Here is a 22,173-nt window from a genome sequence, read left to right on the forward strand (position 1 = left end):
TGTTCTGTCTCTACTGTAGAGCCGTTGATAACAACGGAATAGCAGAACAGGCTGATTTTGCGCTTATTTACCGAACTTTGCACTTACTCGAAGGGCGGCGGCGCCAGGACTTCACGGTTACCATTATGGCCCTGCTCACTGACGATCCCCTGGGCTTCCATCTGCTCAATGATACGCGCCGCGCGGTTATAGCCGATGCGGAACTGACGCTGTACTCCGGAGATCGAGGCTTTGCGTTTCTCGGTCACGAAGTTGACCGCCTGGTCGAACAGCGGATCCAGCTCTTCGCCGCCATCAAAGCCGCCACTACCGCCTTCGCTTTCACTGTCGGAGGTAATGCCGTCAACATACTGCGGACGACCGCGCGCTTTCCAGTCCTGAACCACGGCGTGTACTTCCTGGTCACGGACAAACGCGCCATGCACGCGAACCGGCATCGTGGAGTTAGGCCCGGAATAGAGCATATCACCCATGCCCAGCAGCGATTCTGCGCCGCCCTGGTCAAGGATGGTGCGCGAGTCAATCTTGCTTGATACGGTAAAGGCGATACGCGTCGGGATGTTGGCCTTGATAAGACCGGTAATCACGTCAACTGACGGACGCTGGGTCGCCAGCACCAGGTGAATACCCGCCGCGCGCGCTTTCTGCGCCAGACGCGCAATAAGCTCTTCTACCTTCTTACCGACGGTCATCATCAGATCGGCGAATTCATCCACCAGTACCACGATATACGGCAGTTTTTCCAGCACCGGATGTACGGCATCCATGCTGTCGCCCGGTTTCCAGTACGGATCCGGGATCGGACGTCCCATACGCGCGGCTTCAGCGATCTTCTCGTTGTAGCCCGCCAGATTACGCACGCCCAGCGCCGACATCAGCTTATAACGGCGTTCCATTTCGTTGACGCTCCAGCGCAGCGCATTAGCGGCGTCTTTCATGTCGGTGACCACTTCCGTCAGCAGATGCGGGATACCTTCGTACACCGACAGCTCAAGCATTTTCGGGTCGATCATGATGAAACGCACGTCTTCCGGCTGCGCCTTGTAGAGCATGCTGAGGATCATGGCGTTCACGCCAACCGATTTACCAGAACCAGTGGTACCGGCAACCAGCAGATGCGGCATTTTCGCCAGATCGGCCACCACCGGATCGCCGGCGATATCTTTACCCAGCACCACGGTAAGCGGCGATGGGTTCTCGCGGAATTTCGGACAATCGAGCACTTCGCGCAGGTATACGGTCTGGCGTTTTTTGTTCGGTAATTCCAGGCCGACGTAAGGTTTACCCGGAATGACTTCCACCACACGCACCGCCACGGTCGACAGCGAACGCGCAAGGTCGCGCGACAGGTTAGAGATTCGCGCGGCCTTCACCCCAGGCGCGAGGTTCAGCTCGAAGCGGGTGATCACCGGGCCAGGCGAGTAGTTCACCACATCCGCTTTGATGCGGAAATCGGCGAGACGCGCTTCGACCAAGCGCGCCATCTGCTCAAGCGCAAAGGTATCAACAGGTTCAACTTCGCTCGGCGGCGGCGTCAGGAGATCCAGCGACGGCAGCGGAGTCGTCGGTCTTTGCAGCGGACGGCTGTCGCCATTACGCATCAGCAATGGATGAATAAGGCTATCCTGTGGCTGCGGCGCGGGCGGCTGATAACCCTGCGGAGCAACCGGCTGTTGCTGCTGCACTGGCTGTTGAGCAGTCTGATAAGCCTGCGGCTGCGGCGCTACCGGCTGATGGTGTACGGGCGGCTGCGCAGGTTGATAACCCTGCTGCGGCGCGGCTGCCGGTTGTTGGTAGTGCTGAGCCGGTTGCTGGGGCTGCACTTCCGGCGTCGGCATAAACAGCGGCTCGCTCGGACCATCATTGACCAGCGTTTTCATCGGCGAGAACTCATAGTCCGCCGGTGAGAAAGGATTGGCTCCCGGCGGCTGCTCGCTGGCATAGCGCTGCTGCTGGGTCGCGGCAAACTGGCGAGCCAGTTCCGCTTCAGCGGCTGCGTCTTCGTCCTGCTCATCGCTTTCTGACTCCCAGGACTCGCCATAGCGCTGTTGCTGGGTTGCGGCAAACTGGCGCGCCAGCTCGTCTTGTTCCAGCGCATCGGCTTCTTCGTCGCTCAACGGCTCGTTATCGTAATGCTGTTCCAGCTCGGCCCGACGCGCGCGCTCTTCAGCAATACGCTGAGACGGCAGCTTAATGCCATAGGAAGCAAGCTCCCGACGCGTCGGCACGCGGACGCGATTCGGACGCGGCAATTTCGGACCGATGCCTTCTTTAACCTGTACCCGCGGGCCGCTGGATGCCGGGCTGAAAACTGGCGCTGCGTCGGCGGCGGCTGACGCCGCTGAAGCGGCTGCGGCTGCGCTGCCAGACGTCGTGGCCTGATGAACGCCAGCGGCGACGGCGGTCACAGCGGCGGCATCGACGGACGGCATGGATGGGGCAGCCGGGGCGGTTATCGGTTTGGTTGCTACCGGGCTCGCCGGTTCAGGGATTGGCTGATACCAGGACTCCAGCAACTCACGCTCGCGCGCACGTTTCTCTTCGACTTCCTCGAAGTAGTACATCGGCGGGCGTTTAGTTTCTTCCTGAGGCGCTTCAGGCTCAGCGGCAGGCGCCGGTTCCTGATGGTAAACAGGCTGTTGAACAGCCGGTTCAGGCTGATAAACCGGCGGCTGCTGCGGCGCGTACTCAGGCTGATACACCGGTTGCTGCGGATGCGCGGCTTCCGGCTGGTAAACCGGCGGCTGCTGCGGCGCGTATTCAGGCTGATACACCGGTTGCTGCGGATGCGCGGCTTCCGGCTGGTAAACCGGCGGCTGTTGCGGGGCGTACTCAGGCTGATACACCGGCTGCTGCGGATGCGCAGTTTCCGGCGGGTAAACCGGCGGCTGCTGCGGCGCGTATTCCGGCTGGTACACCGGCTGCTGCGGATGCGCGGCTTCCGGCGGGTAAACCGGCGGCTGCTGCGGCGCGTATTCAGGTTGATACACCGGCTGCTGCGGATGGGCGGCTTCCGGTTGATAAACCGGTGGCTGCTGCGGCGCGTATTCCGGCTGATACACTGGTGGTTGCAGGTGGGCAGCCTCCGGTTGATATGCCTGCCCTGTCCCCTGCTCCGCCCATGCCTGCGGCACAGCTGCAGCGGCGGAAGCCGCGCCGATCGGGTCGGCAACCGTATGGCCATTCAGTAGCGGATCGTAAGGGTCTAAATCGCCAGGACGCGCGGCGCTGGCGCCTGAGAACAGGACATCATCGGCCGCGACAGGCGCGCCGCTGGCGCTATATTGTACGGCTTCCGCATCATCCATACGTTTACCGGAGAACAGTGCGGCATCCGTTTTACGCCCCATCGGGTTGGCGAATTTTTCCGCCAGACGCTTACGACGCGCTAACGCGCTGCGCAAAATGCGGGCACGACGCGATTCCCGCGGCTGCGCGGTATCGTCGTCGTCTTCATCTTCATATTCCTCATCTTCATATTCGCCTTCATCAACCCAGGTATCGTCCCGACGGGTACGATTACTGGCAAAGGTCAAAATAGAAAGGATGGCGCCGCCGAGTTTCTCGGCAATGCTGACCCATGACCAGCCGGTGAACAGCGTTAAACCGGCGGCCCAGATGCATAGCAGAGCGATTGTACCGCCGCTGCTGTGCAGCAAAGGTTGCAATGTGGTGCTAAGCAGGCTGCCAATGACGCCGCCGGAGGCAAAGTACCAGATATCATCGGCGTTGATCGCCGCCAGACCGCAGGAGGTGAGAATGAGCGCCAGCGCGCCGATCAGGCGCAGCGAAACAGCAAAGTAATCGACGTATTCGTCATTTTCCTGATGACGCCATGCAAACCAGCAGCCGCCGATGATAATCACGGGGATGGTGTACGCCATTACGCCAAAGATGAAAAATAGCGTGTCCGCCAGCCACGCTCCGGGCATGCCGCCCAGATTATGGATAGGCTCATGCCAGGCGGTCTGTGACCAACTGGGATCGGATGGATTAAAGCTCAGTAATGCCGCCATCAGCCAGATGGCAAAAAGAGAGCAAAGGATGAGTAACGCCTCAAGAACGCGGCGCCCGCTGCTTAGCTTCGTTAGTTTGACTTCTTTGTCTTCGGTGTATTCCTGGCTCAAGAAAGGCTCTCCAGGTATCAGGCAATTTCCTGCCTGCTGCTAAAACGGACAACAGCGCCGGGTCTCCCCGGCACTGTTGCTGTATGGATTAACAGGAGTGTAATCAAACTACGTCGATTTTGCACCTGTTCCGTGTTAGCGCGTCTTGATTACCAGGCGATTACTCTGCTTGACTTCTTCCATAACCACGTAGGTACGGGTGTCGTTTACGCCCGGCAGGCGCAGCAGGGTTTCGCCCAGCAATTTACGATACGCTGACATGTCCGGTACGCGGGTTTTCAACAGATAGTCAAAATCACCGGATACCAGATGACACTCTTGAATTTCTTCAAGTTTTTGCACTGCGGCGTTAAATTGCTCAAACACATCCGGCGCACCACGATTCAGAGTAATCTCAACAAATACCAGAAGTGATGCATCCAGATAATGCGGGTTGAGCAGCGCCGTATAGCCCTGAATAAAACCCTGTCTTTCCAGTCGACGCACGCGCTCGAGGCAAGGCGTCGGAGAAAGTCCCACCCGTTTGGAAAGCTCGACGTTGGAAATACGCCCGTCTTTTTGCAGTTCATTCAGAATGTTACGATCGATGCGGTCGAGATCTTTGCCAGGGCGTTTCTTGCTATCTACCATTATTATTGTCTCTCTGTATTCCTTCCCTACTCCTGTTCTGACTCTGCGCCTTCACTGCCAGAGCCCATCCCGTTATTACCCGTACGACGTTGAGTAACCCAGGGGTACGTGAGAAGCCCGTTGCCTGATGGCAGTCACCGACATCACGCATGGCGTCTGTCCACACCATGCGTAGATTTCGCTGACCCGGATAAAAATGGCATTTGCGTGCATGAACATTCGCCACACGCTAAACACTGCTTTTCTTCTTCCATGAATGTTTTCGCAAAAGCACAGGGGATTGTCAAAGCAAAACATCGATTTTTAGTACAAGATGCCAGATATTCATCATCAACCCCCTCTGAATCTCATGTTTTCATCTTATAATCAGGGCGCTAACAGTAGAATTAATTATATTTTCCGCTCGTTAAATCGCCAATTCATCGGCGGGTTCTATTGCACATATCGTTAACAAAATCGCTACGCTCTTTTTTTACGCCCGCAAATTCCCTACAATCCAGCGCAATGTATGCCAATAAAATATGGGGATCTCATGGGCACAGCCAAACACAGTAAACTGCTTATTCTAGGTTCTGGACCTGCAGGATATACCGCGGCGGTCTATGCTGCGCGCGCAAACCTGCAGCCGGTGCTGATCACCGGCATGGAAAAAGGCGGTCAGCTGACCACCACCACTGAAGTGGAAAACTGGCCAGGCGACCCAAACGATCTGACCGGTCCGCTGCTCATGGAACGTATGCACGAGCATGCCACCAAGTTCGAAACTGAAATTATTTTCGATCACATCAGCAGCGTCGATCTGCAGAACCGTCCGTTCCGCCTGGTCGGCGACAGCGGCGAGTACACCTGTGACGCGCTGATTATCGCTACCGGCGCTTCCGCCCGCTATCTGGGTCTGCCTTCTGAAGAAGCTTTTAAAGGCCGCGGCGTCTCTGCCTGCGCCACCTGCGACGGTTTCTTCTATCGCAACCAGAAAGTCGCGGTTATCGGCGGCGGCAACACGGCGGTTGAAGAAGCGCTGTATCTGTCCAACATTGCTGCTGAAGTGCATCTGATCCACCGGCGCGACTCCTTCCGCGCGGAAAAAATCCTCATCAAACGCCTGATGGATAAAGTGGAAAGCGGCAACATTGTCCTGCACACCGATCGCACACTGGAAGAGGTCACCGGCGACCAGATGGGCGTCAGCGGCCTGCGTCTGCGCGATACCAAAAACAGCGATAACGTTGAGACTCTGGAAGTTGCCGGCCTGTTCGTCGCCATTGGACACAGCCCGAACACCGCTATCTTTGAAGGTCAGTTAGCGCTGGAAAACGGTTATATCAAAGTACAGTCCGGCATCCACGGCAACGCCACGCAGACCAGTATCCCTGGCGTCTTCGCGGCAGGCGACGTGATGGACCATATCTACCGTCAGGCGATTACCTCCGCCGGTACCGGCTGTATGGCCGCGCTGGACGCGGAACGCTACCTGGATGGTTTAGCTGACGCTTGCAAATAATCTTTACAAGTCAGTAACAAAGGTAAAGAAGGCGACGAAAAGTCGCCTTTATTTTTGCCTCGTTGTAACATTGCCGTGCCCAAAAATCTCATAACGAAACCTGCTAAGCGCGCAATGAATAAAACCCGTCAACAAGAGTTAACCCGCTGGTTAAAAGAAAAAAGCATTATCTCCCGTCGCTGGTTGATGATTTCTCGCCTGCTGGGCGTCGTGAGCGGTCTGTTGATCGTCGCTCAGGCGTGGTTTCTGGCGCGAATACTTCACCGAATGATTATGGAAAATATCCCGGCGACGGCGCTGCTGCTGCCGTTTACCTTGCTGGCGCTGGTGCTGATCCTGCGCGCCTGGGTGGTGTGGCTACGTGAACGCGTCGGCTTCCACGCCGGCCAGCATATCCGTTATGAAATTCGCCGCCAGGTGCTGGACCGCCTTCAGCAGGCGGGCCCGGCCTGGATTCAGGGAAAACCCGCCGGCAGTTGGGCGACGCTCATCCTTGAGCAAATCGATGATATGCATGATTACTACGCGCGCTATCTGCCGCAGATGACGCTGGCCGCCTGCGTGCCGCTACTAATTGTTATCACTATCTTCCCCAGCAACTGGGCTGCCGCGCTAATTTTGCTCGGCACCGCCCCGCTGATCCCGCTCTTTATGGCGCTGGTAGGAATGGGTGCCGCCGATGCTAACCGGCGTAACTTCCTCGCCCTCGGTCGCCTTAGCGGCCACTTCCTCGACCGCCTGCGCGGCATGGAAACGCTGCGCCTGTTCAACCGCGGCGAAGAGGAAATCAGTAATATTCGCGACGCATCGCAGGATTTTCGCCAGCGGACGATGGAAGTCCTGCGTCTGGCCTTTCTTTCCTCCGGCGTGCTGGAGTTCTTTACCTCGCTTTCCATCGCGCTGGTGGCAGTCTATTTCGGTTTTTCCTACCTCGGCGAGCTCGACTTCGGACACTACGGCGTCGGCGTCACGCTGATGTCCGGTTTTTTAACCCTGATTCTGGCGCCGGAGTTTTTCCAGCCGCTGCGTGATTTAGGTACATTTTACCATGCCAAGGCGCAGGCTATTGGCGCCGCGGATAGCCTGAAGACCTTTATGGAAACTCCGCTGGCGCAGGCTCAAAGGGGCGAGAAAACGCTGAGCGATCATGAACTGATTCGCCTTGAAGCCCGCGATCTGATAGTCAAATCACCGGATGGCAAAACGCTGGCAGGCCCGCTTACTTTCACCCTGAACGCCGGAGAACGTGTGGTACTGGTTGGCCAGAGCGGCTCCGGTAAAAGCTCGCTGCTGAATACGCTGACCGGCTTTCTTCCCTATGAAGGTTCGCTACAGGTCAACGGCGTCGAGTTGCGCGAACTCGATGCTGAACGCTGGCGTCGGCTAATTAGCTGGGTCGGACAGAACCCGCAGCTGCCCGCCGCCACTCTGCGGGAAAACGTGCTGCTGGCGTGGCCAGAAGCCACGGAAGCGCAGCTACAGCTGGCCCTGGATAAGGCCTGGGTTAGCGAGTTTATCTCCCAACTGCCGCAAGGTATTAATACCCCGGTTGGCGATCAGGCTAGTGGCCTTTCGGTCGGCCAGGCCCAGCGAGTTGCCGTTGCACGCGCGCTGCTGGTACCGTGCCGCCTGTTGCTACTGGATGAACCAGCAGCCAGCCTTGATGCCCATAGCGAACAGCGTGTCATGCAGGCGCTATCTAACGCGTCGACCGAGCAGACCACGCTGATGGTCACTCACCAACTGGCAGGACTGGTCGACTGGGATGCTATCTGGGTAATGCAGAATGGTCAGATTGTCGAGCAAGGCGACTATGCGCAGCTTTCTGCCGCCGGCGGCGCGTTTGCCTCACTGTTAGCACATCGCCAGGAGGAAATTTAAATGCGCGCACTATTACCCTATCTGGCGCTATACAAACGCCACAAATGGCTGCTGACTCTCGGCGTGGTGCTGGCTATCGTCACTCTTTTGGCAAGTATCGGGCTGTTGACGCTTTCCGGCTGGTTCCTGTCTGCCTCCGCCGTGGTCGGGGTCGCCGGCATTTACAGTTTTAACTATATGCTGCCCGCCGCGGGCGTTCGCGGCGCGGCGATTATTCGTACCGCCGGCCGCTACTTTGAGCGTCTGGTAAGCCACGACGCCACTTTCCGGGTATTGCAGCATCTGCGCGTCGCCACGTTTAGCAAACTACTGCCGCTCTCTCCCGCCGGGCTGGCGCGTTTTCGCCAGGGCGAGTTACTCAACCGCATCGTGGCTGATGTCGACACGCTGGATCACCTCTATCTGCGCGTGATTTCGCCGCTGGTTGGCGCGCTGGTGGTCATCCTGGTGGTAACCATCGGCTTAAGCGTACTTGACGTCACCCTGGCGCTGACGCTTGGCGGCATTATGCTGGCGACGCTACTCCTGCTGCCGCCGCTGTTTTACCGTGCAGGTAAACCGACCGGGGAGCAGATCACCCAGCTCCGCGGGCAGTATCGCCAGCAACTCACCTCCTGGCTACAGGGGCAAGCCGAGTTAATGCTGTTTAATGCCAGCGATCGCTACCGTAAACAGATGGAAAAAACGGAACAGCGCTGGCAAGAGGCGCAGCGCCGCCAGGCTGAGCTCACCGCCCTATCGCAGGCGCTGATGCTGCTGATTGGCGGCATCGCGGTGATCGCCATGCTGTGGATGGCATCCGACGGCGTTGGCGGTAATAGCCAGCCGGGGGCGCTCATCGCCCTCTTCGTTTTCTGCGCCCTAGCGGCATTTGAAGCGCTGGCGCCGGTCACCGGCGCCTTCCAGCATCTCGGCCAGGTCATCGCGTCAGCGCGTCGCATTACGCAGATCACCGAGCAGCAGCCCGAAGTGACGTTCAGCCAGCAGGCGCCGCAAAGCATCTCCCGGGTAGCGCTTACCCTGGACGAGGTAACCTTCCGCTATCCGCAACAGTCGACACCGGCGCTGAACGATATTTCGCTACAGGTCGCGGCGGGTGAGCATATCGCCATTCTTGGCCGTACCGGCTGCGGTAAATCGACTCTGCTACAGTTATTGACCCGCGCCTGGGATCCGGCCAGCGGCCAGATTCAGCTAAATGGTCAGCCTCTTAGCGATCTGTCGGAAACGACTCTGCGCCAGGCGATGAGCGTCGTACCGCAGCGGGTACATCTGTTCAGCGCGACGCTGCGCGATAATCTGCTGCTTGCCGCACCGCAGGCCAGCGACGGCGAGCTCAGCGATACGCTCAAGCGCGTCGGTCTCGACAAACTGCTGGAAGATGGCGGCCTGAATAGCTGGCTCGGCGAGGGCGGTCGTCAGCTTTCCGGCGGCGAGCTACGTCGACTGGCTATCGCCCGCGCGCTATTGCACAATGCGCCGCTAATGCTGCTTGATGAGCCTACCGAAGGCCTCGATGCGACAACGGAAAGCCAGATCCTTGATTTACTTAGCGAAGTGATGCGCGATAAAACCGTGTTGATGGTCACCCACCGCCTGCGTGGACTGGCGCGGTTTAATCAGATAATAGTCATGGACAACGGACAAATTATTGAGCAAGGTAGTCACGCAGAGCTGCTGGCGAAACAGGGCCGCTATTACCAGTTTAAGCAACGTCTGTAAGCTATTATTGTCAACAATTGCTGGTGCGTATTGAGGTCAAAAATGCGTCTGGTTCAGCTCTCTCGTGACTCTATCGCCTTCCCTTCCCCGGAAGGCGCCCTGCGTGAACCAAATGGCCTGCTGGCGCTGGGCGGCGATCTGAGTCCCGCTCGCCTGCTCATGGCCTATCAGCGCGGTATTTTTCCATGGTTTTCTCCCGGCGACCCTATTTTATGGTGGTCGCCCGACCCACGTGCCGTGCTGTGGCCGGAGCAATTCCACTTTAGCCGCAGCATGAAGCGCTTTCATCAACGCTCTCCCTATCGGGTGACGCTTAACCACGCCTTCGGCCAGGTTATCGAGGGCTGCGCCAGCCATCGTGATGAAGGCACCTGGATCACTCCCAGCATCGTTCAGGCCTATCACCAGTTACATGAACTCGGTCATGCTCATTCAATAGAAGTGTGGGATGAGGAGACGCTGGTCGGCGGCATGTACGGCGTGGCGCAGGGGGCGCTGTTTTGCGGCGAATCGATGTTCAGCCGGGCGGAAAATGCCTCTAAAACCGCGCTGATGATCTTCTGTCAGGCTTTTGCCCAGGATGGCGGTAGATTAATTGACTGTCAGGTACTTAACGCGCACACCGCCTCTTTAGGGGCGATTGAAATTCCGCGCCGCGATTATCTCGATTACCTTTCCGTATTACGCACCTACCGCTTACCGGAGCGATTTTGGGTACCACGGGTGCTATTTACCGGTAATGGATAAATGTTTTCAGCACATTTCTTAGCGTGGTGGTATAATTGCGCGGTAGAGTAGCTTCTGCCTGTTGCCCCGCCGCCGTTTGGGAATAATAAGAGTCAGATAACGCCCATCGTTCTGTCACTGCCCTTTACGTTTGCGCCTGTCATGTGGTTTCACCGCGTGTATTCCGGGCAATGCGCCAAAACTACTTCGGCGATTTATACCCGTCATGTTTTAAGCTACAGGCGCTGGCTGCGCGTAATTATTTATCGCCAGCCTGCGACGCGAACTGTTTTGGGTATACGTAAAACTTTACATACTTGATGAACTTCGGCATTATCTTGCCGGTTCAAAACTACGGTAGTGATACCCCAGAGGACTAGATGGCCAAAGAAGACAATATTGAAATGCAGGGCACCGTACTTGAAACGTTGCCTAACACTATGTTCCGCGTAGAACTGGAAAACGGTCACGTGGTAACTGCGCATATTTCCGGTAAAATGCGTAAAAACTACATCCGCATTCTGACGGGCGACAAAGTGACTGTTGAGCTGACCCCGTACGACCTGAGCAAAGGCCGCATTGTCTTCCGTAGTCGCTAATTGTTTCCGCCGCTAAGGCGTCAGATGCTGAAGGCCGGGCAATGCCCGGTCTTTTCATTTCTGCCTACCGCGCCGATTTACTCAGCCATCTCTTTAGCTATCGGTAGGGTATTGTTTAGCGCTTCTTTCGGCACATGGGCGCTCAGTTTATCGACACCGATAAAGTCTGAGGCAAAGCCGGAATACACCATTAAGCCATAATCGGTAGTAATAGTTTTCTCCGTCATATAGTTTTGTGACTGGCTCATGGTGTTAATTTTCTTTCCCTTCTCCATTTTTACCAGCATTCCTGCCCCTTTGAGCAACAGGGCGCACGCGGGAATTTGCTCCTCTTTGCGTTTTTCCGCAGGCACATCGACGCTGCGAGAGTGCACATATTTATCCGAACCGGCGGGAAAATAGGCGTGATAGGTTGACTGCCCCGAGATTTTGACCAGGTAAAACGGGCTATCAGCACCGCTAAAGCGGTAGCTACCCGTCATATCCGGACATTGCGCCAGAGCATTAAAAGAAAGCAGCACCAGCGAGGCGCAGCACGACGTTTTTGCACATTTCATCATTTCGTCCTTGTGGTTACATCCATCCGTTTTAACGCTAATAAAAAAAGACCGGGCTGTCACCAGCCCGGTCTTTATCACTGAACAATTCAGAATTTATTTAATGCGCCGCTTCCGGTTTGTGCTTTTGCGCGCTGTGGAAGCCGTAAGTCAGCACGTTATTAGCTTTATCCAGCTCAACGGTGACCTGACCGCCGTCCACCAGCGAACCAAACAGCAGCTCATTCGCCAATGGTTTCTTCAGGTTGTCCTGAATCACCCGCGCCATTGGACGCGCACCCATTGCCCGGTCATAGCCTTTCTCAGCCAGCCAGTCACGCGCTTCCTGACTCACTTCCAGCGACACGCCTTTCTGATCCAGCTGTACCTGCAGCTCGACGATAAACTTATCGACCACCTGATGGATCACGGTCGTAGAGAGGTGATCGAACCAGATGATGTTGTCGAGACGGTTACGGAACTCCGGCGTAAAGATCTTTTTGATCTCTTCCATCGCATCGGTACTGTTATCCTGCTGGATAAGACCAATCGATTTACGCTCGGTTTCACGCACCCCGGCGTTGGTGGTCATCACCAGCACCACGTTGCGGAAGTCCGCTTTACGGCCGTTGTTATCGGTCAGCGTACCGTTATCCATCACCTGCAGCAGGATATTGAAGACATCCGGATGCGCTTTTTCGATCTCATCAAGCAGCAGCACCGCGTGCGGATGTTTGATCACCGCATCGGTCAACAGCCCGCCCTGATCGAAACCGACGTATCCCGGAGGCGCGCCAATCAAGCGGCTAACGGTATGACGTTCCATATACTCAGACATATCAAACCGCAACAGCTCAATGCCCAGCGCTTTCGCCAGCTGCACGGTGACTTCGGTTTTCCCTACCCCGGTCGGCCCGGCGAACAAGAAAGAACCAACCGGTTTATGCTCATGGCCAAGCCCGGCACGCGCCATCTTGATCGCTTCAGTCAGCGCTTCAATCGCCTTATCCTGACCAAAGACCAGCATTTTCAGGCGATCGCCAAGGTTCTTCAGCGTATCGCGATCGCTGCGGGAGACGCTCTTCTCCGGAATACGCGCGATGCGCGCAACCACGGACTCGATATCCGCCACATTGACCGTTTTCTTGCGTTTGCTCACCGGCATCAGCCGCGCCCGCGCGCCCGCTTCGTCGATCACGTCAATCGCCTTATCCGGCAAATGACGATCGTTGATGTATTTCACCGCCAGCTCGACCGCCGCACGTACCGCTTTGGCGGTATAACGCACATCGTGGTGCGCTTCGTACTTCGGTTTCAAGCCGTTGATGATCTGCACCGTCTCTTCGACAGAAGGTTCGGTCACGTCGATTTTCTGGAAACGACGCGCCAGCGCGCGATCTTTTTCAAAGATGTTGCTGAACTCCTGGTAAGTCGTGGAGCCAATCACCCTGATCTTGCCGCCGGACAGCAACGGTTTGATAAGGTTAGCCGCATCAACCTGACCGCCCGAGGCTGCGCCTGCGCCGATGATGGTATGGATCTCATCGATAAACAGGATGCTATTGGTATCCTGCTCAAGCTGTTTCAGCAGCGCTTTAAAGCGTTTTTCAAAATCGCCGCGATATTTGGTCCCAGCCAGCAGCGAACCGATATCCAACGAGTAAATGGTGCAATCCGCCATCACTTCCGGTACGTCGCCCTGGACGATACGCCAGGCGAGCCCTTCCGCAATCGCGGTCTTGCCGACGCCGGATTCACCCACCAGTAGCGGGTTGTTCTTACGGCGGCGGCACAATACCTGTATGGCACGCTCCAGCTCTTTATCGCGGCCAATCAGCGGATCGATGCCGCCCACGCGCGCAAGCTGGTTAAGATTGGTGGTGAAGTTTTCCATACGATCCTCCCCGCCTGCTTGCTCTTCGTTACCCGGCTGGCTCGCGTTGTTTTCCGAAGGCTGGCTGGGCTCGTCTTTGCGCGTGCCGTGAGAGATGAAATTCACCACATCAAGGCGGCTGACTTCATGTTTACGCAGCAGATAGGCGGCCTGCGACTCCTGCTCGCTGAAAATCGCGACCAGTACGTTGGCGCCGGTCACTTCGCTGCGACCGGAGGATTGGACGTGAAAAACCGCACGCTGCAGCACGCGCTGGAAGCTTAGCGTCGGCTGGGTGTCTCGCTCTTCTTCCGTTGCCGGAAGGACGGGAGTGGTCTGTTCGATGAAGGCTTCAAGTTCCTGACGCAAAGCGACCAGGTCCACGGAACAGGCTTCCAGCGCTTCGCGTGCCGAGGGGTTGCTGAGTAAAGCCAGCAACAAGTGCTCGACGGTCATAAATTCATGACGGTGCTCGCGCGCTCTGGCGAAAGCCATGTTTAAACTGAGTTCCAGTTCTTGATTGAGCATAGGCACCTCCCCCAATTTTCATGCCTGTAATCAGGCTTTCTCTAGCGTACACAGCAATGGATGCTCGTTCTCCTTCGCGTACTGGTTCACCATAGCGACTTTGGTTTCCGCAACTTCGGCGGTGAAAACGCCGCAAATCGCCTTACCTTCATAGTGAACCGTGAGCATCAGTTGCGTTGCACGTTCTACATCATAAGAAAAGAATTTTTGTAACACGTCAATAACAAACTCCATTGGAGTGTAGTCATCATTGACTAATATCACTTTATACATAGATGGTGGTTTAAGCGCATCACGAACTTCATCTTCTACCAGTTGATCGAAGTCCAGCCAATCTCTCTTACTCATCGTCAATGTTCGTCATCGGTTGCTGTTGCCAACAGGCCGCGGCCTGTCGATGATCTGAGGTTATGCACGTTACAAATCTACAATAGATCATAGATAACTATCATCTATTGCTTCCATCCGCGACGCCTGTCACATTCCCCAGCAATAGCGTTAACTGCTTCAAATTTTGACGCATTTTTCACCGTTCACCCTCGTCAATTGCTTGACGCATTTCCGTATTTCTCTAAATTGTACTGGCGAGAGTTGGCGAGCAATTGTACAACTCGTGACTCCCCTACCGGTTCATTCCATCTTACTTATAAAGATTTACGAAGGATGTCGAAGTATGGAAATGGGTACTGTTAAGTGGTTCAACAATGCCAAAGGGTTCGGTTTTATTTGCCCTGAGGGCGGCGGCGAAGACATTTTCGCCCATTACTCCACCATCCAGATGGATGGTTACAGAACGCTAAAAGCCGGGCAATCCGTTCGGTTTGATGTTCACCAGGGGCCGAAAGGCAATCACGCCAGCGTGATTGTTCCTGTGGAAGCAGAAACGGCTGCATAACTCTTTTGCTTCATTGTGTACATCCTGCTAATAAAATGCCAGTCCTTCTGACTGGCATTTTTATCTCATTACTCCCGCGCCAACGCATCCACCGGGTCTAATTGCGCCGCATTACGCGCCGGCAACCAGCCAAACAGCACCCCGGTTAACGTCGAACACAAAAATGCGGTCAACAGCGCCAGCGGCGAAAAACCGATTTCCCAACCGGGTAAGAACAGTTGCAGAATGAACGCGATCATCAACGACAAACTCACTCCGATGGCGCCGCCCACCAGGCAAACCAGTACCGCTTCAATAAGAAACTGCTGCAGTACATCCCGGGCCCGGGCGCCAACCGCCATGCGGATACCGATTTCACGGGTGCGTTCCGTGACTGACACCAGCATGATATTCATTACCCCAATCCCGCCGACGACCAGCGCGATCACCGCCACCAGGGTCAGGAACAGCTGTAAAGTATGTGTGGTCCTTTCCGCCGTTTTCAAGATACTGTCCATATTCCAGGTGAAAACATCTTTTTTGCCATGGCGGAGTTCCAGCAACCGCACCAGCTGCTGCTCAGCGGCGGCGCTATCGTAGCCCTCCTGCACGCGGACGGTTATCGAGTTAAGCCACGATTGCCCCATCACCCGTCCGGCCATAGTGGAATAAGGCAGCCAGACGCGGAGAATTTTGCTGCTGCCGAACATCGATTGTTTCTCATCGGCCACGCCGACAATCGTCGCCGGCATATTACCGACCAAAATCACCTCGCCGACCACTTTTGCTTTATGGGGGAATAACTGGCGACGGGCGTTGCTATCCAGCACCACCACCTGCGCCCGGCTATTCAGCTGCAGCTCATTGAACGTATTTCCCTCGCTGAACGTCATGCCGTAAACGTTGAAATATTGCGCGCCAACGCCTTCGGCGCTGGCGGCCACGTCGATGTTATTGGCGCGCAGGCGCAGGCTTTTCGATACCGCCGGCGTTGCGGAGCTCACCCACGGCTGTTTTTGAATCGCCAGCAGATCGTCATATTTTAACGCCTGCTGATAACGCGGATCGTCGTCGCCGAAATCTTTGCCGGGATAAACATCGATGGTATTGGTGCCAATGGCGCGAATATCGGCTAAGACCAACTGTTTCGCGGCATCGCCGACGACTACGATAGAGACTACCGAAGCGATACCAATGATGATGCCGAGCATGGTGAGCAGCGTACGCATTTTATTCGCCGCCATCGCCCGCCAGGCCATCACCAGCGCCTCGCGAAAACCACCGCTGAACTGACGCCAGATGGAAGGCTCCGCACGGTCTTCGGCGCGAAGCACGCCGCCTTTCTCCAGCGATAACGGCGGTGGGTTACGCACAATTTCACCGTCACGCAGTTCGATGATTCTTTCCGCCTGCGCCGCGACCTGCGGGTCGTGGGTGACGATAATCACCGTATGCCCTTGCGCCTTAAGCTGATGCAGGATGGCCATGACCTCTTCGCCTGAGCGGCTATCCAGCGCCCCGGTCGGTTCATCGGCGAGGATCACCTCACCGCCGTTCATCAGGGCGCGGGCGATACTCACGCGCTGCTGCTGGCCGCCGGAGAGCTGCGAAGGGAAGTATTCCGCCCGCTCGCCCAGCCCCAAACGAGAGAGCAAATCGCGCGCGCGTTCAAGGCGAACCCGTCGTTCTTTACCGGCATAGATGGCAGGAACCTCGACGTTTTGCGCCGCCGTCAGATGCGACAACAGATGGTAACGCTGGAAAATAAAACCGAAGTGCTCACGGCGTAGCCTGGCCAGTTCATCGCCGCTCAGATGCGCCACGTCGACCCCGGCAACCTGATAGGTGCCGCTGGTGGGCTTATCAAGGCAGCCAAGGATGTTCATCAGCGTTGATTTACCGGAACCGGAAGCCCCAACGATTGCCACCATTTCCCCTGCGGCAATACTGAGGGTGATGCCCTTTAGCACTTCAACTTCGCCGCCGCCCGAGGGGTAACTGCGGCGAATATCACGCAGTTCGAGCAGCGCCGTCATTTTGCCGCTCCGGGCGTGCTTTCGCTGATAATGACCTCATCGCCCTCTTCCAGCCCTTTCGCCACCGCCACATCGGTATCGTTACGCGCGCCGATAACAATTTCACGCTCTTTCACTTCCCCGTTGCGCAGCAGACGCACGTTGTAGCGGTTATCGCCGATGGCGTCGCCCAGCGCGCTGAGCGGAATAGTAATCACATTTTTCACTTCCGCCAGTTGGATATGCACCTGCGCGGTCATCTCAAGACGCAGGATCCCCTGCGGGTTAGGGACTTCAAAACGCGCATAATAAAATATGGCATCATTGACCTTTTCCGGCGTCGGCAGAATATCCTTCAGCGTACCTTCGTAACGGGTCAGGGGGTCGCCGAGTACCGTAAACCACGCCTTTTGCCCCGGCTTAAGATGGATTACGTCCGCTTCCGAAACCTGGGCCTTCACCAGCATGGTACTGAGATCAGCCAGGGTCAGAATATTCGGCGCCTGCTGGGCGGCAATCACCGTTTGCCCCTGCAGGGTGGTAATTTGCGTCACTTCGCCGGACATCGGCGCCAGGATGCGCGTATAGTCGAGGTTGGTTTTCGCGGTGTCGAGGGTCGCCTGGTTGCGCTTGATCTGCGCCTCGATGGTGCCGATTTGCGCCTCTTTCACCGCCACATCGGTGGCGGCGGTATCCAGATCCTGGCGTGATACCAGCTGGCGCTGCGCCAACTGTTGCTGGCGCGCTAAGGTTACCTGCGCAAGCTTACGTTCGGCCTGCGCCTGTTTAAGCTGCGCCCGCAGCTCCATGAGCGTCGCTTCGACTTCTTTAATCTGGTTTTCAGCCTGCTCCGGGTCGATAACCCCCAGTAACTGGTCCTTCTGTACTTTATCGCCAATATTGACGCGCAGCGTCTTCAACTGGCCGCTGACCTGCGCGCCGACGTCGACTTTACGCAGCGCATCTAACTTGCCCGTCGCCAGTACGCTCTGCTGCAGATCGCTTTTACGCGCCACCAGCGTTTGATACTGCGGCAACGGCACGTTCAGAATCCGCCATCCCCAGATAGCCGCAATAACCACCACCAGCGCCAACAGCCACCAGACTTTCCTGCGTTTTCCATTCAATGTCATAAAAAATTCCTGATCTATTCCCCGCAGCCCGGAAGATGATTCTAACGGAAGCGGCGGCGAACAGAAGCCAGAATTTTAGCAATGCTTAATGTTTATTGATGTTGGGCTGCGGCTTTGTCTTGCGGCGTAACATGGCACGGTTTTCGCCGCTGGGCTAATCAGCGCGCCCGCGCGCCAGCCACAGCACGCGGGAAAACATCTTTTTCAGCAACGTCGGGACGGCGTCAATTCCCCGCCGCCCAGCCTCCATCGCGACCTCTATCGCCAGATCGGGTTTCGATGAACGATGTATGGCTTTAGTGATCACCCGGCGCATGTTCATCGGCATATTATCCGGGATCTGCGCCACCCGATGATAAACATCGTCGAACCCCTGACGATACATAAAGTGTTCCATATCCATCGCCGGAAGCATGGTTAAGTGCACGCGTTCCAGTTCGTTATCGTTGTTGAGTAGCCCGCGCACCGTAGCGGCATACTTCTTACCGGCCTCATCGCCGTCAACCAGCACATGCCACTCAATCCCCATCCGGCGGGCGAATTTAATCAGCGGCTTAAGCCCGGACTGGGCAAACTCGATAACCTTCACCCCTTCAGCGTCGAAATGATGCCCGCACTGGCGCGCCAGTTCGTTGATAACCCAGGTTTCCGTTTCGCCTTCCACCAGCAACCAGCAGCGGGCGAACAGCGATGACGCGCGGTTGAAGCGAATGTGAAACGCAATGCGGCGACTATCTTCCGCATTCATCCCGCCGGGACCGAGCCGCCACGCCGAGACGCGGGACGATTCACGTACCAGCCGACACACCTGTTCAACCGGCGTTAAAGACAAAAGTTCGCCGGAATTGGTTGTGGTGACTCGCTGCAGCGGCAACAGATTCAGTAAATGCCAGGCGACCGAAAGCATGATCGGATGCAGACGCGTTTCCGGGTCCTCAATCAGCAGCAGCGGCCGCGCATCGCGATCGAGGCGGACGGTCCCCTTCGCCTGCAATAAAGTGGAGAACAGCCCAAGCAGGATCACCCGGTGACTACGACCGCCGGGTTTATCAATCATTCGGTTAATAATATCGAGATAACGCCAGCTGCGTTGTTCATCATGAGAACGTCGGCGCATCAGGCGATTGCGGCTTTGCGCGCTGCTCTGCTCGGCGAAATAATGTTCTAGCAGTTGCACCATCGCCGACAGCCCTTCGCGGATTTGCCCATCGGTGAGATTTTGCGGGTGATTAACCAGCTCGCGGGAGAGAAAATCCAGCTGCCGGGCGGTAATTTCAATTTGCGGCGAATGCGGCACGGTACCGTTGTGAATTCGGCGCATAAAGCGGGCGTCGCGCAGGCGCAGCACCGGCATCAGGCGTACCAGGTGGCGCGCCAGATCGTCAATATCATGCAGCTCCAGCGCCTCTCCCTGGCAGTTAATAAAACTACGCAGGGTCATCACGCTGCCGTCATCCGCCAGCTCGCCCTCAAGGCGATAGAAAATACGCTGATAGCCGTCATCGCACGGCACCCAGCAATCGCTAAGCGGACGAAAACGGCGCACGCGATGGCGCCCGGGTTCATTCTCGCGGAAAGTTAAAATGATATGTAGATGATGCTCCCGCCCCTGAATATCGCCGGGGGGAAACCAGAAGTCATCGCGCACGAAATGGTACAGGTCAAACTCAGGCGATAAAAGCAGCGTCAGAGCGTCCAGCAGGCTGGATTTACCCCATGCGTTTTCGCCGATTAGCACATTGTTTTGCTCGAGCATCAACGATAAACGGTTGATACCGCGAAATCCGACGATCTCTACACGCTCAAGATGCATATCCCCTCCGCCTGGCCCACATTCTCCTTCAGTAATCAGCAGTATAGCGAGGCGCAGACGACATGGCACCCCCTGCTTCCCACGCCGACAATGGAATCAAGAAGCAAATGAGTTTGTAAGGTATCGGCTCTTGATTTCATATAATTAATAAATTAATTCATCTTCGGTAGTAGTTTATTTTTCAGCGTTGTGTTCTACACTTGCATAAATCATGCATGGTGAAAGGAAAATCATCTCATTGCTCTAAATCAAATTACATCAATTTATTTAACTAGTCCGAGGGTGGCGTTCGTCCCTAAAATAGCGACGCTTTATTTTTATCGTCATCCTTTGCGTCGATAAATAAAGACCGGCACGTCATAACGTGTTCGTTTACATTATTATTTGAGGTGGTTATGTTCAGAAAATTAGCAGCAGAGTGCTTCGGCACATTCTGGCTCGTATTCGGCGGCTGCGGCAGCGCAGTGCTGGCAGCAGCGTTCCCGGAATTGGGAATTGGTTTTGCCGGCGTTGCCCTGGCCTTCGGTTTAACCGTATTAACCATGGCTTTTGCCGTGGGTCATATTTCCGGCGGTCACTTTAACCCGGCGGTCACTTTAGGTCTGTGGGCCGGCGGTCGTTTCCCGGCTAAAGACGTCATCGGTTATATTATCGCCCAGGTGGTCGGCGGTATTATTGCCGCCGCGGTGCTGTACGTTGTCGCCAGCGGTAAAGCCGGTTTTGACGCTGCCGCGAGCGGCTTCGCTTCAAACGGTTTCGGCGAACACTCCCCGGGTGGCTATTCGATGCTGTCCGCTATCGTTATCGAAATCGTGCTGACCTGCGGATTCCTGCTGGTTATCCACGGTGCGACCGATAAAAACGCCCCGGCGGGCTTTGCGCCGATCGCCATCGGCCTGGCGCTGACCCTCATTCACCTGATTAGCATTCCGGTCACCAACACGTCCGTAAACCCGGCGCGTAGCACCGCGGTCGCTATCTTCCAGGGCGGCTGGGCGCTGCAGCAGCTGTGGCTGTTCTGGGTGATGCCAATCATCGGTGGTATCCTCGGCGGCGTGCTGTACCGCACCCTGCTCGAAAAACGCGACTAATCCTCGCAAGAAGCCCGGCGATGCCGGGCTTTTTCTTTTTGCCGACAGCTTTACTCGGCCTGGCGAATTGGGTAGTGTCATTGGCGCTATTCTTAATTTGCAAGGACCTTGCCGTTCATGTTTTCGGGACTATTAATCATTCTGCTGCCGTTGATTGTCGGCTATCTGATTCCTCTGCGTCACCCTTCCGCACTGAAACTGATTACCCGGCTGCTTAGCTGGATTGTTTACGTCATCCTCTTTTTCATGGGGATTAGCCTTGCCTTCCTCGATAATCTCAGCAGCAATCTGTTATCAATACTGCATTACTCCGCGGTCAGCATTGTGGTAATTATTCTGTGCAATATTGCAGCACTGCTATGGCTGGATAAAAAAATGCCGTGGCGGGTTAAGCATCGTCCTGAAAAATTACCCTCGCGCCTGGCGATGGCTCTCGAGTCGCTGCAGCTGCTTGGCGTCGTGCTAATTGGTTTTCTGTTGGGGTTAAGCGGCCTCTCTTTTTTACAACATGCGACCGAAGCCAGCGAATATACTTTAATTTTCTTATTATTCCTTATCGGTATTCAGCTACGTAATAATGGAATGACATTACGGCAAATAGTCCTTAATCGTCGTGGCATGATTGTCGCGGTAGTGGTCGCAGGCAGTTCATTATTTGGCGGAGTGATTAATGCCCTTATTCTTGGTCTGCCCATTAAAACCGGTCTGGCGATGGCGTCCGGATTCGGCTGGTACTCCCTTTCGGGGATCCTGATGACCGAATCCTACGGTCCGGTCATAGGCAGCGCCACATTCTTTAACGATCTGGCCCGTGAGCTGCTGGCTATTATGCTGATCCCGGGCATGGTAATGCGTAGCCGCTCCACCGCGCTTGGGTTGTGCGGCGCAACCTCGATGGACTTTACTCTGCCGGTGCTACAGCGCTCCGGCGGCGTGGAAATCGTGCCTGCAGCCATCGTACACGGTTTTATCCTCAGCCTGCTGGTGCCGGTGCTGATGGCGTTCTTCTCAGCCTGATCCCCCTGTGGCGGTAGATCCCTACCGCCAAAATTGCGCTAAATCAATCTCCCTTTAAGTTGTGTCAGAAATACCTTTTCTCCGTACAGCCACAGGCATAACCTTAA

The 22,173-nt window shown here is 55.9% G+C and carries 16 protein-coding genes; 8 read left to right on the forward strand and 8 right to left on the reverse strand.

Annotated elements, in window-relative coordinates; all coding sequences use genetic code 11:
* Nucleotides 1–83: 83 nt before the first annotated feature.
* Together ftsK and lrp are read right to left on the reverse strand one after the other, a co-directional pair.
* A complete protein-coding gene (gene ftsK, locus AC22LX_RS20800; protein ID WP_487334185.1) occupies nucleotides 84–4,127 on the reverse strand; it encodes a DNA translocase FtsK in 4,044 nt (1,347 codons plus the stop codon).
* Nucleotides 4,128–4,262: 135 nt separating this feature from the next.
* Nucleotides 4,263–4,757 (reverse strand): leucine-responsive transcriptional regulator Lrp, encoded by a 495-nt coding sequence (lrp, locus tag AC22LX_RS20805; protein WP_000228469.1) that lies wholly within the window; start codon nucleotides 4,755–4,757, stop codon nucleotides 4,263–4,265.
* Between the two features lie 532 nt (nucleotides 4,758–5,289).
* Here lrp and trxB point away from each other — a divergent pair.
* The 5 genes from trxB (at nucleotide 5,290) to infA (ending at nucleotide 11,186) form a co-directional block, all read left to right on the forward strand.
* On the forward strand, nucleotides 5,290–6,258 hold the full coding sequence (trxB, locus tag AC22LX_RS20810) for a thioredoxin-disulfide reductase (protein ID WP_045396241.1): 969 nt from the start codon (nucleotides 5,290–5,292) through the stop codon (nucleotides 6,256–6,258).
* A gap of 114 nt (nucleotides 6,259–6,372) precedes the next feature.
* On the forward strand, nucleotides 6,373–8,139 hold the full coding sequence (gene cydD, locus AC22LX_RS20815; RefSeq protein ID WP_487334186.1) for a heme ABC transporter permease/ATP-binding protein CydD: 1,767 nt from the start codon (nucleotides 6,373–6,375) through the stop codon (nucleotides 8,137–8,139).
* A complete protein-coding gene (gene cydC / locus AC22LX_RS20820; protein ID WP_045396247.1) occupies nucleotides 8,140–9,861 on the forward strand; it encodes a heme ABC transporter ATP-binding protein/permease CydC in 1,722 nt (573 codons plus the stop codon).
* Nucleotides 9,862–9,903: 42 nt separating this feature from the next.
* Nucleotides 9,904–10,608: a leucyl/phenylalanyl-tRNA--protein transferase gene (gene aat / locus AC22LX_RS20825; RefSeq protein WP_045396250.1), complete on the forward strand. Its 705-nt coding sequence runs from the start codon at nucleotides 9,904–9,906 to the stop codon at nucleotides 10,606–10,608.
* A gap of 359 nt (nucleotides 10,609–10,967) precedes the next feature.
* Nucleotides 10,968–11,186 (forward strand): translation initiation factor IF-1, encoded by a 219-nt coding sequence (infA, locus tag AC22LX_RS20830; protein WP_001040187.1) that lies wholly within the window; start codon nucleotides 10,968–10,970, stop codon nucleotides 11,184–11,186.
* Nucleotides 11,187–11,263: 77 nt separating this feature from the next.
* Here the strand turns inward: infA and AC22LX_RS20835 are convergent, their stop codons facing one another.
* From AC22LX_RS20835 to clpS, 3 genes are read right to left on the reverse strand one after another with little or no spacing between them, the layout of a single operon-like run.
* On the reverse strand, nucleotides 11,264–11,824 hold the full coding sequence (locus tag AC22LX_RS20835; protein WP_213292667.1) for a hypothetical protein: 561 nt from the start codon (nucleotides 11,822–11,824) through the stop codon (nucleotides 11,264–11,266).
* Nucleotides 11,825–11,843: 19 nt separating this feature from the next.
* Nucleotides 11,844–14,123, reverse strand: a complete 2,280-nt coding sequence (gene clpA / locus AC22LX_RS20840; RefSeq protein ID WP_015367493.1) for an ATP-dependent Clp protease ATP-binding subunit ClpA — start codon at nucleotides 14,121–14,123, stop codon at nucleotides 11,844–11,846.
* A 30-nt stretch (nucleotides 14,124–14,153) separates the two neighbouring features.
* Nucleotides 14,154–14,471, reverse strand: coding sequence for an ATP-dependent Clp protease adapter ClpS (clpS, locus tag AC22LX_RS20845; RefSeq protein WP_015367494.1), 318 nt, complete (start codon nucleotides 14,469–14,471; stop codon nucleotides 14,154–14,156).
* 325 nt (nucleotides 14,472–14,796) lie between these two features.
* Here clpS and cspD point away from each other — a divergent pair, with 325 nt between their 5' ends.
* Nucleotides 14,797–15,018 (forward strand): cold shock-like protein CspD, encoded by a 222-nt coding sequence (cspD, locus tag AC22LX_RS20850; RefSeq protein WP_015367495.1) that lies wholly within the window; start codon nucleotides 14,797–14,799, stop codon nucleotides 15,016–15,018.
* Nucleotides 15,019–15,086: 68 nt separating this feature from the next.
* Here cspD and macB read toward each other — a convergent pair whose 3' ends face one another.
* The 3 genes from macB to AC22LX_RS20865 all read right to left on the reverse strand — a co-directional run bounded on the left by macB (nucleotide 15,087) and on the right by AC22LX_RS20865 (nucleotide 19,958).
* Nucleotides 15,087–17,033, reverse strand: coding sequence for a macrolide ABC transporter ATP-binding protein/permease MacB (macB, locus tag AC22LX_RS20855; RefSeq protein WP_487334187.1), 1,947 nt, complete (start codon nucleotides 17,031–17,033; stop codon nucleotides 15,087–15,089).
* Complete coding sequence (macA, locus tag AC22LX_RS20860) at nucleotides 17,030–18,145, reverse strand: macrolide transporter subunit MacA (RefSeq protein ID WP_487334188.1); 1,116 nt, start codon at nucleotides 18,143–18,145, stop codon at nucleotides 17,030–17,032. The genes macB and macA overlap by 4 nt, the downstream gene beginning before the upstream one ends.
* A 154-nt stretch (nucleotides 18,146–18,299) precedes the next feature.
* Nucleotides 18,300–19,958, reverse strand: a complete 1,659-nt coding sequence (locus tag AC22LX_RS20865; RefSeq protein ID WP_045396265.1) for an ATP-dependent endonuclease — start codon at nucleotides 19,956–19,958, stop codon at nucleotides 18,300–18,302.
* A 395-nt stretch (nucleotides 19,959–20,353) separates the two neighbouring features.
* Here AC22LX_RS20865 and aqpZ point away from each other — a divergent pair, with 395 nt between their 5' ends.
* Together aqpZ and AC22LX_RS20875 are read left to right on the forward strand one after the other, a co-directional pair.
* Complete coding sequence (aqpZ, locus tag AC22LX_RS20870) at nucleotides 20,354–21,049, forward strand: aquaporin Z (RefSeq protein ID WP_015367500.1); 696 nt, start codon at nucleotides 20,354–20,356, stop codon at nucleotides 21,047–21,049.
* A gap of 117 nt (nucleotides 21,050–21,166) precedes the next feature.
* A complete protein-coding gene (locus tag AC22LX_RS20875) occupies nucleotides 21,167–22,066 on the forward strand; it encodes a LysO family transporter (RefSeq protein WP_045396267.1) in 900 nt (299 codons plus the stop codon).
* The last annotated feature ends 107 nt before the right edge of the window (nucleotides 22,067–22,173 follow it).

The organism is Klebsiella sp. PK01, assembly GCF_057624675.1.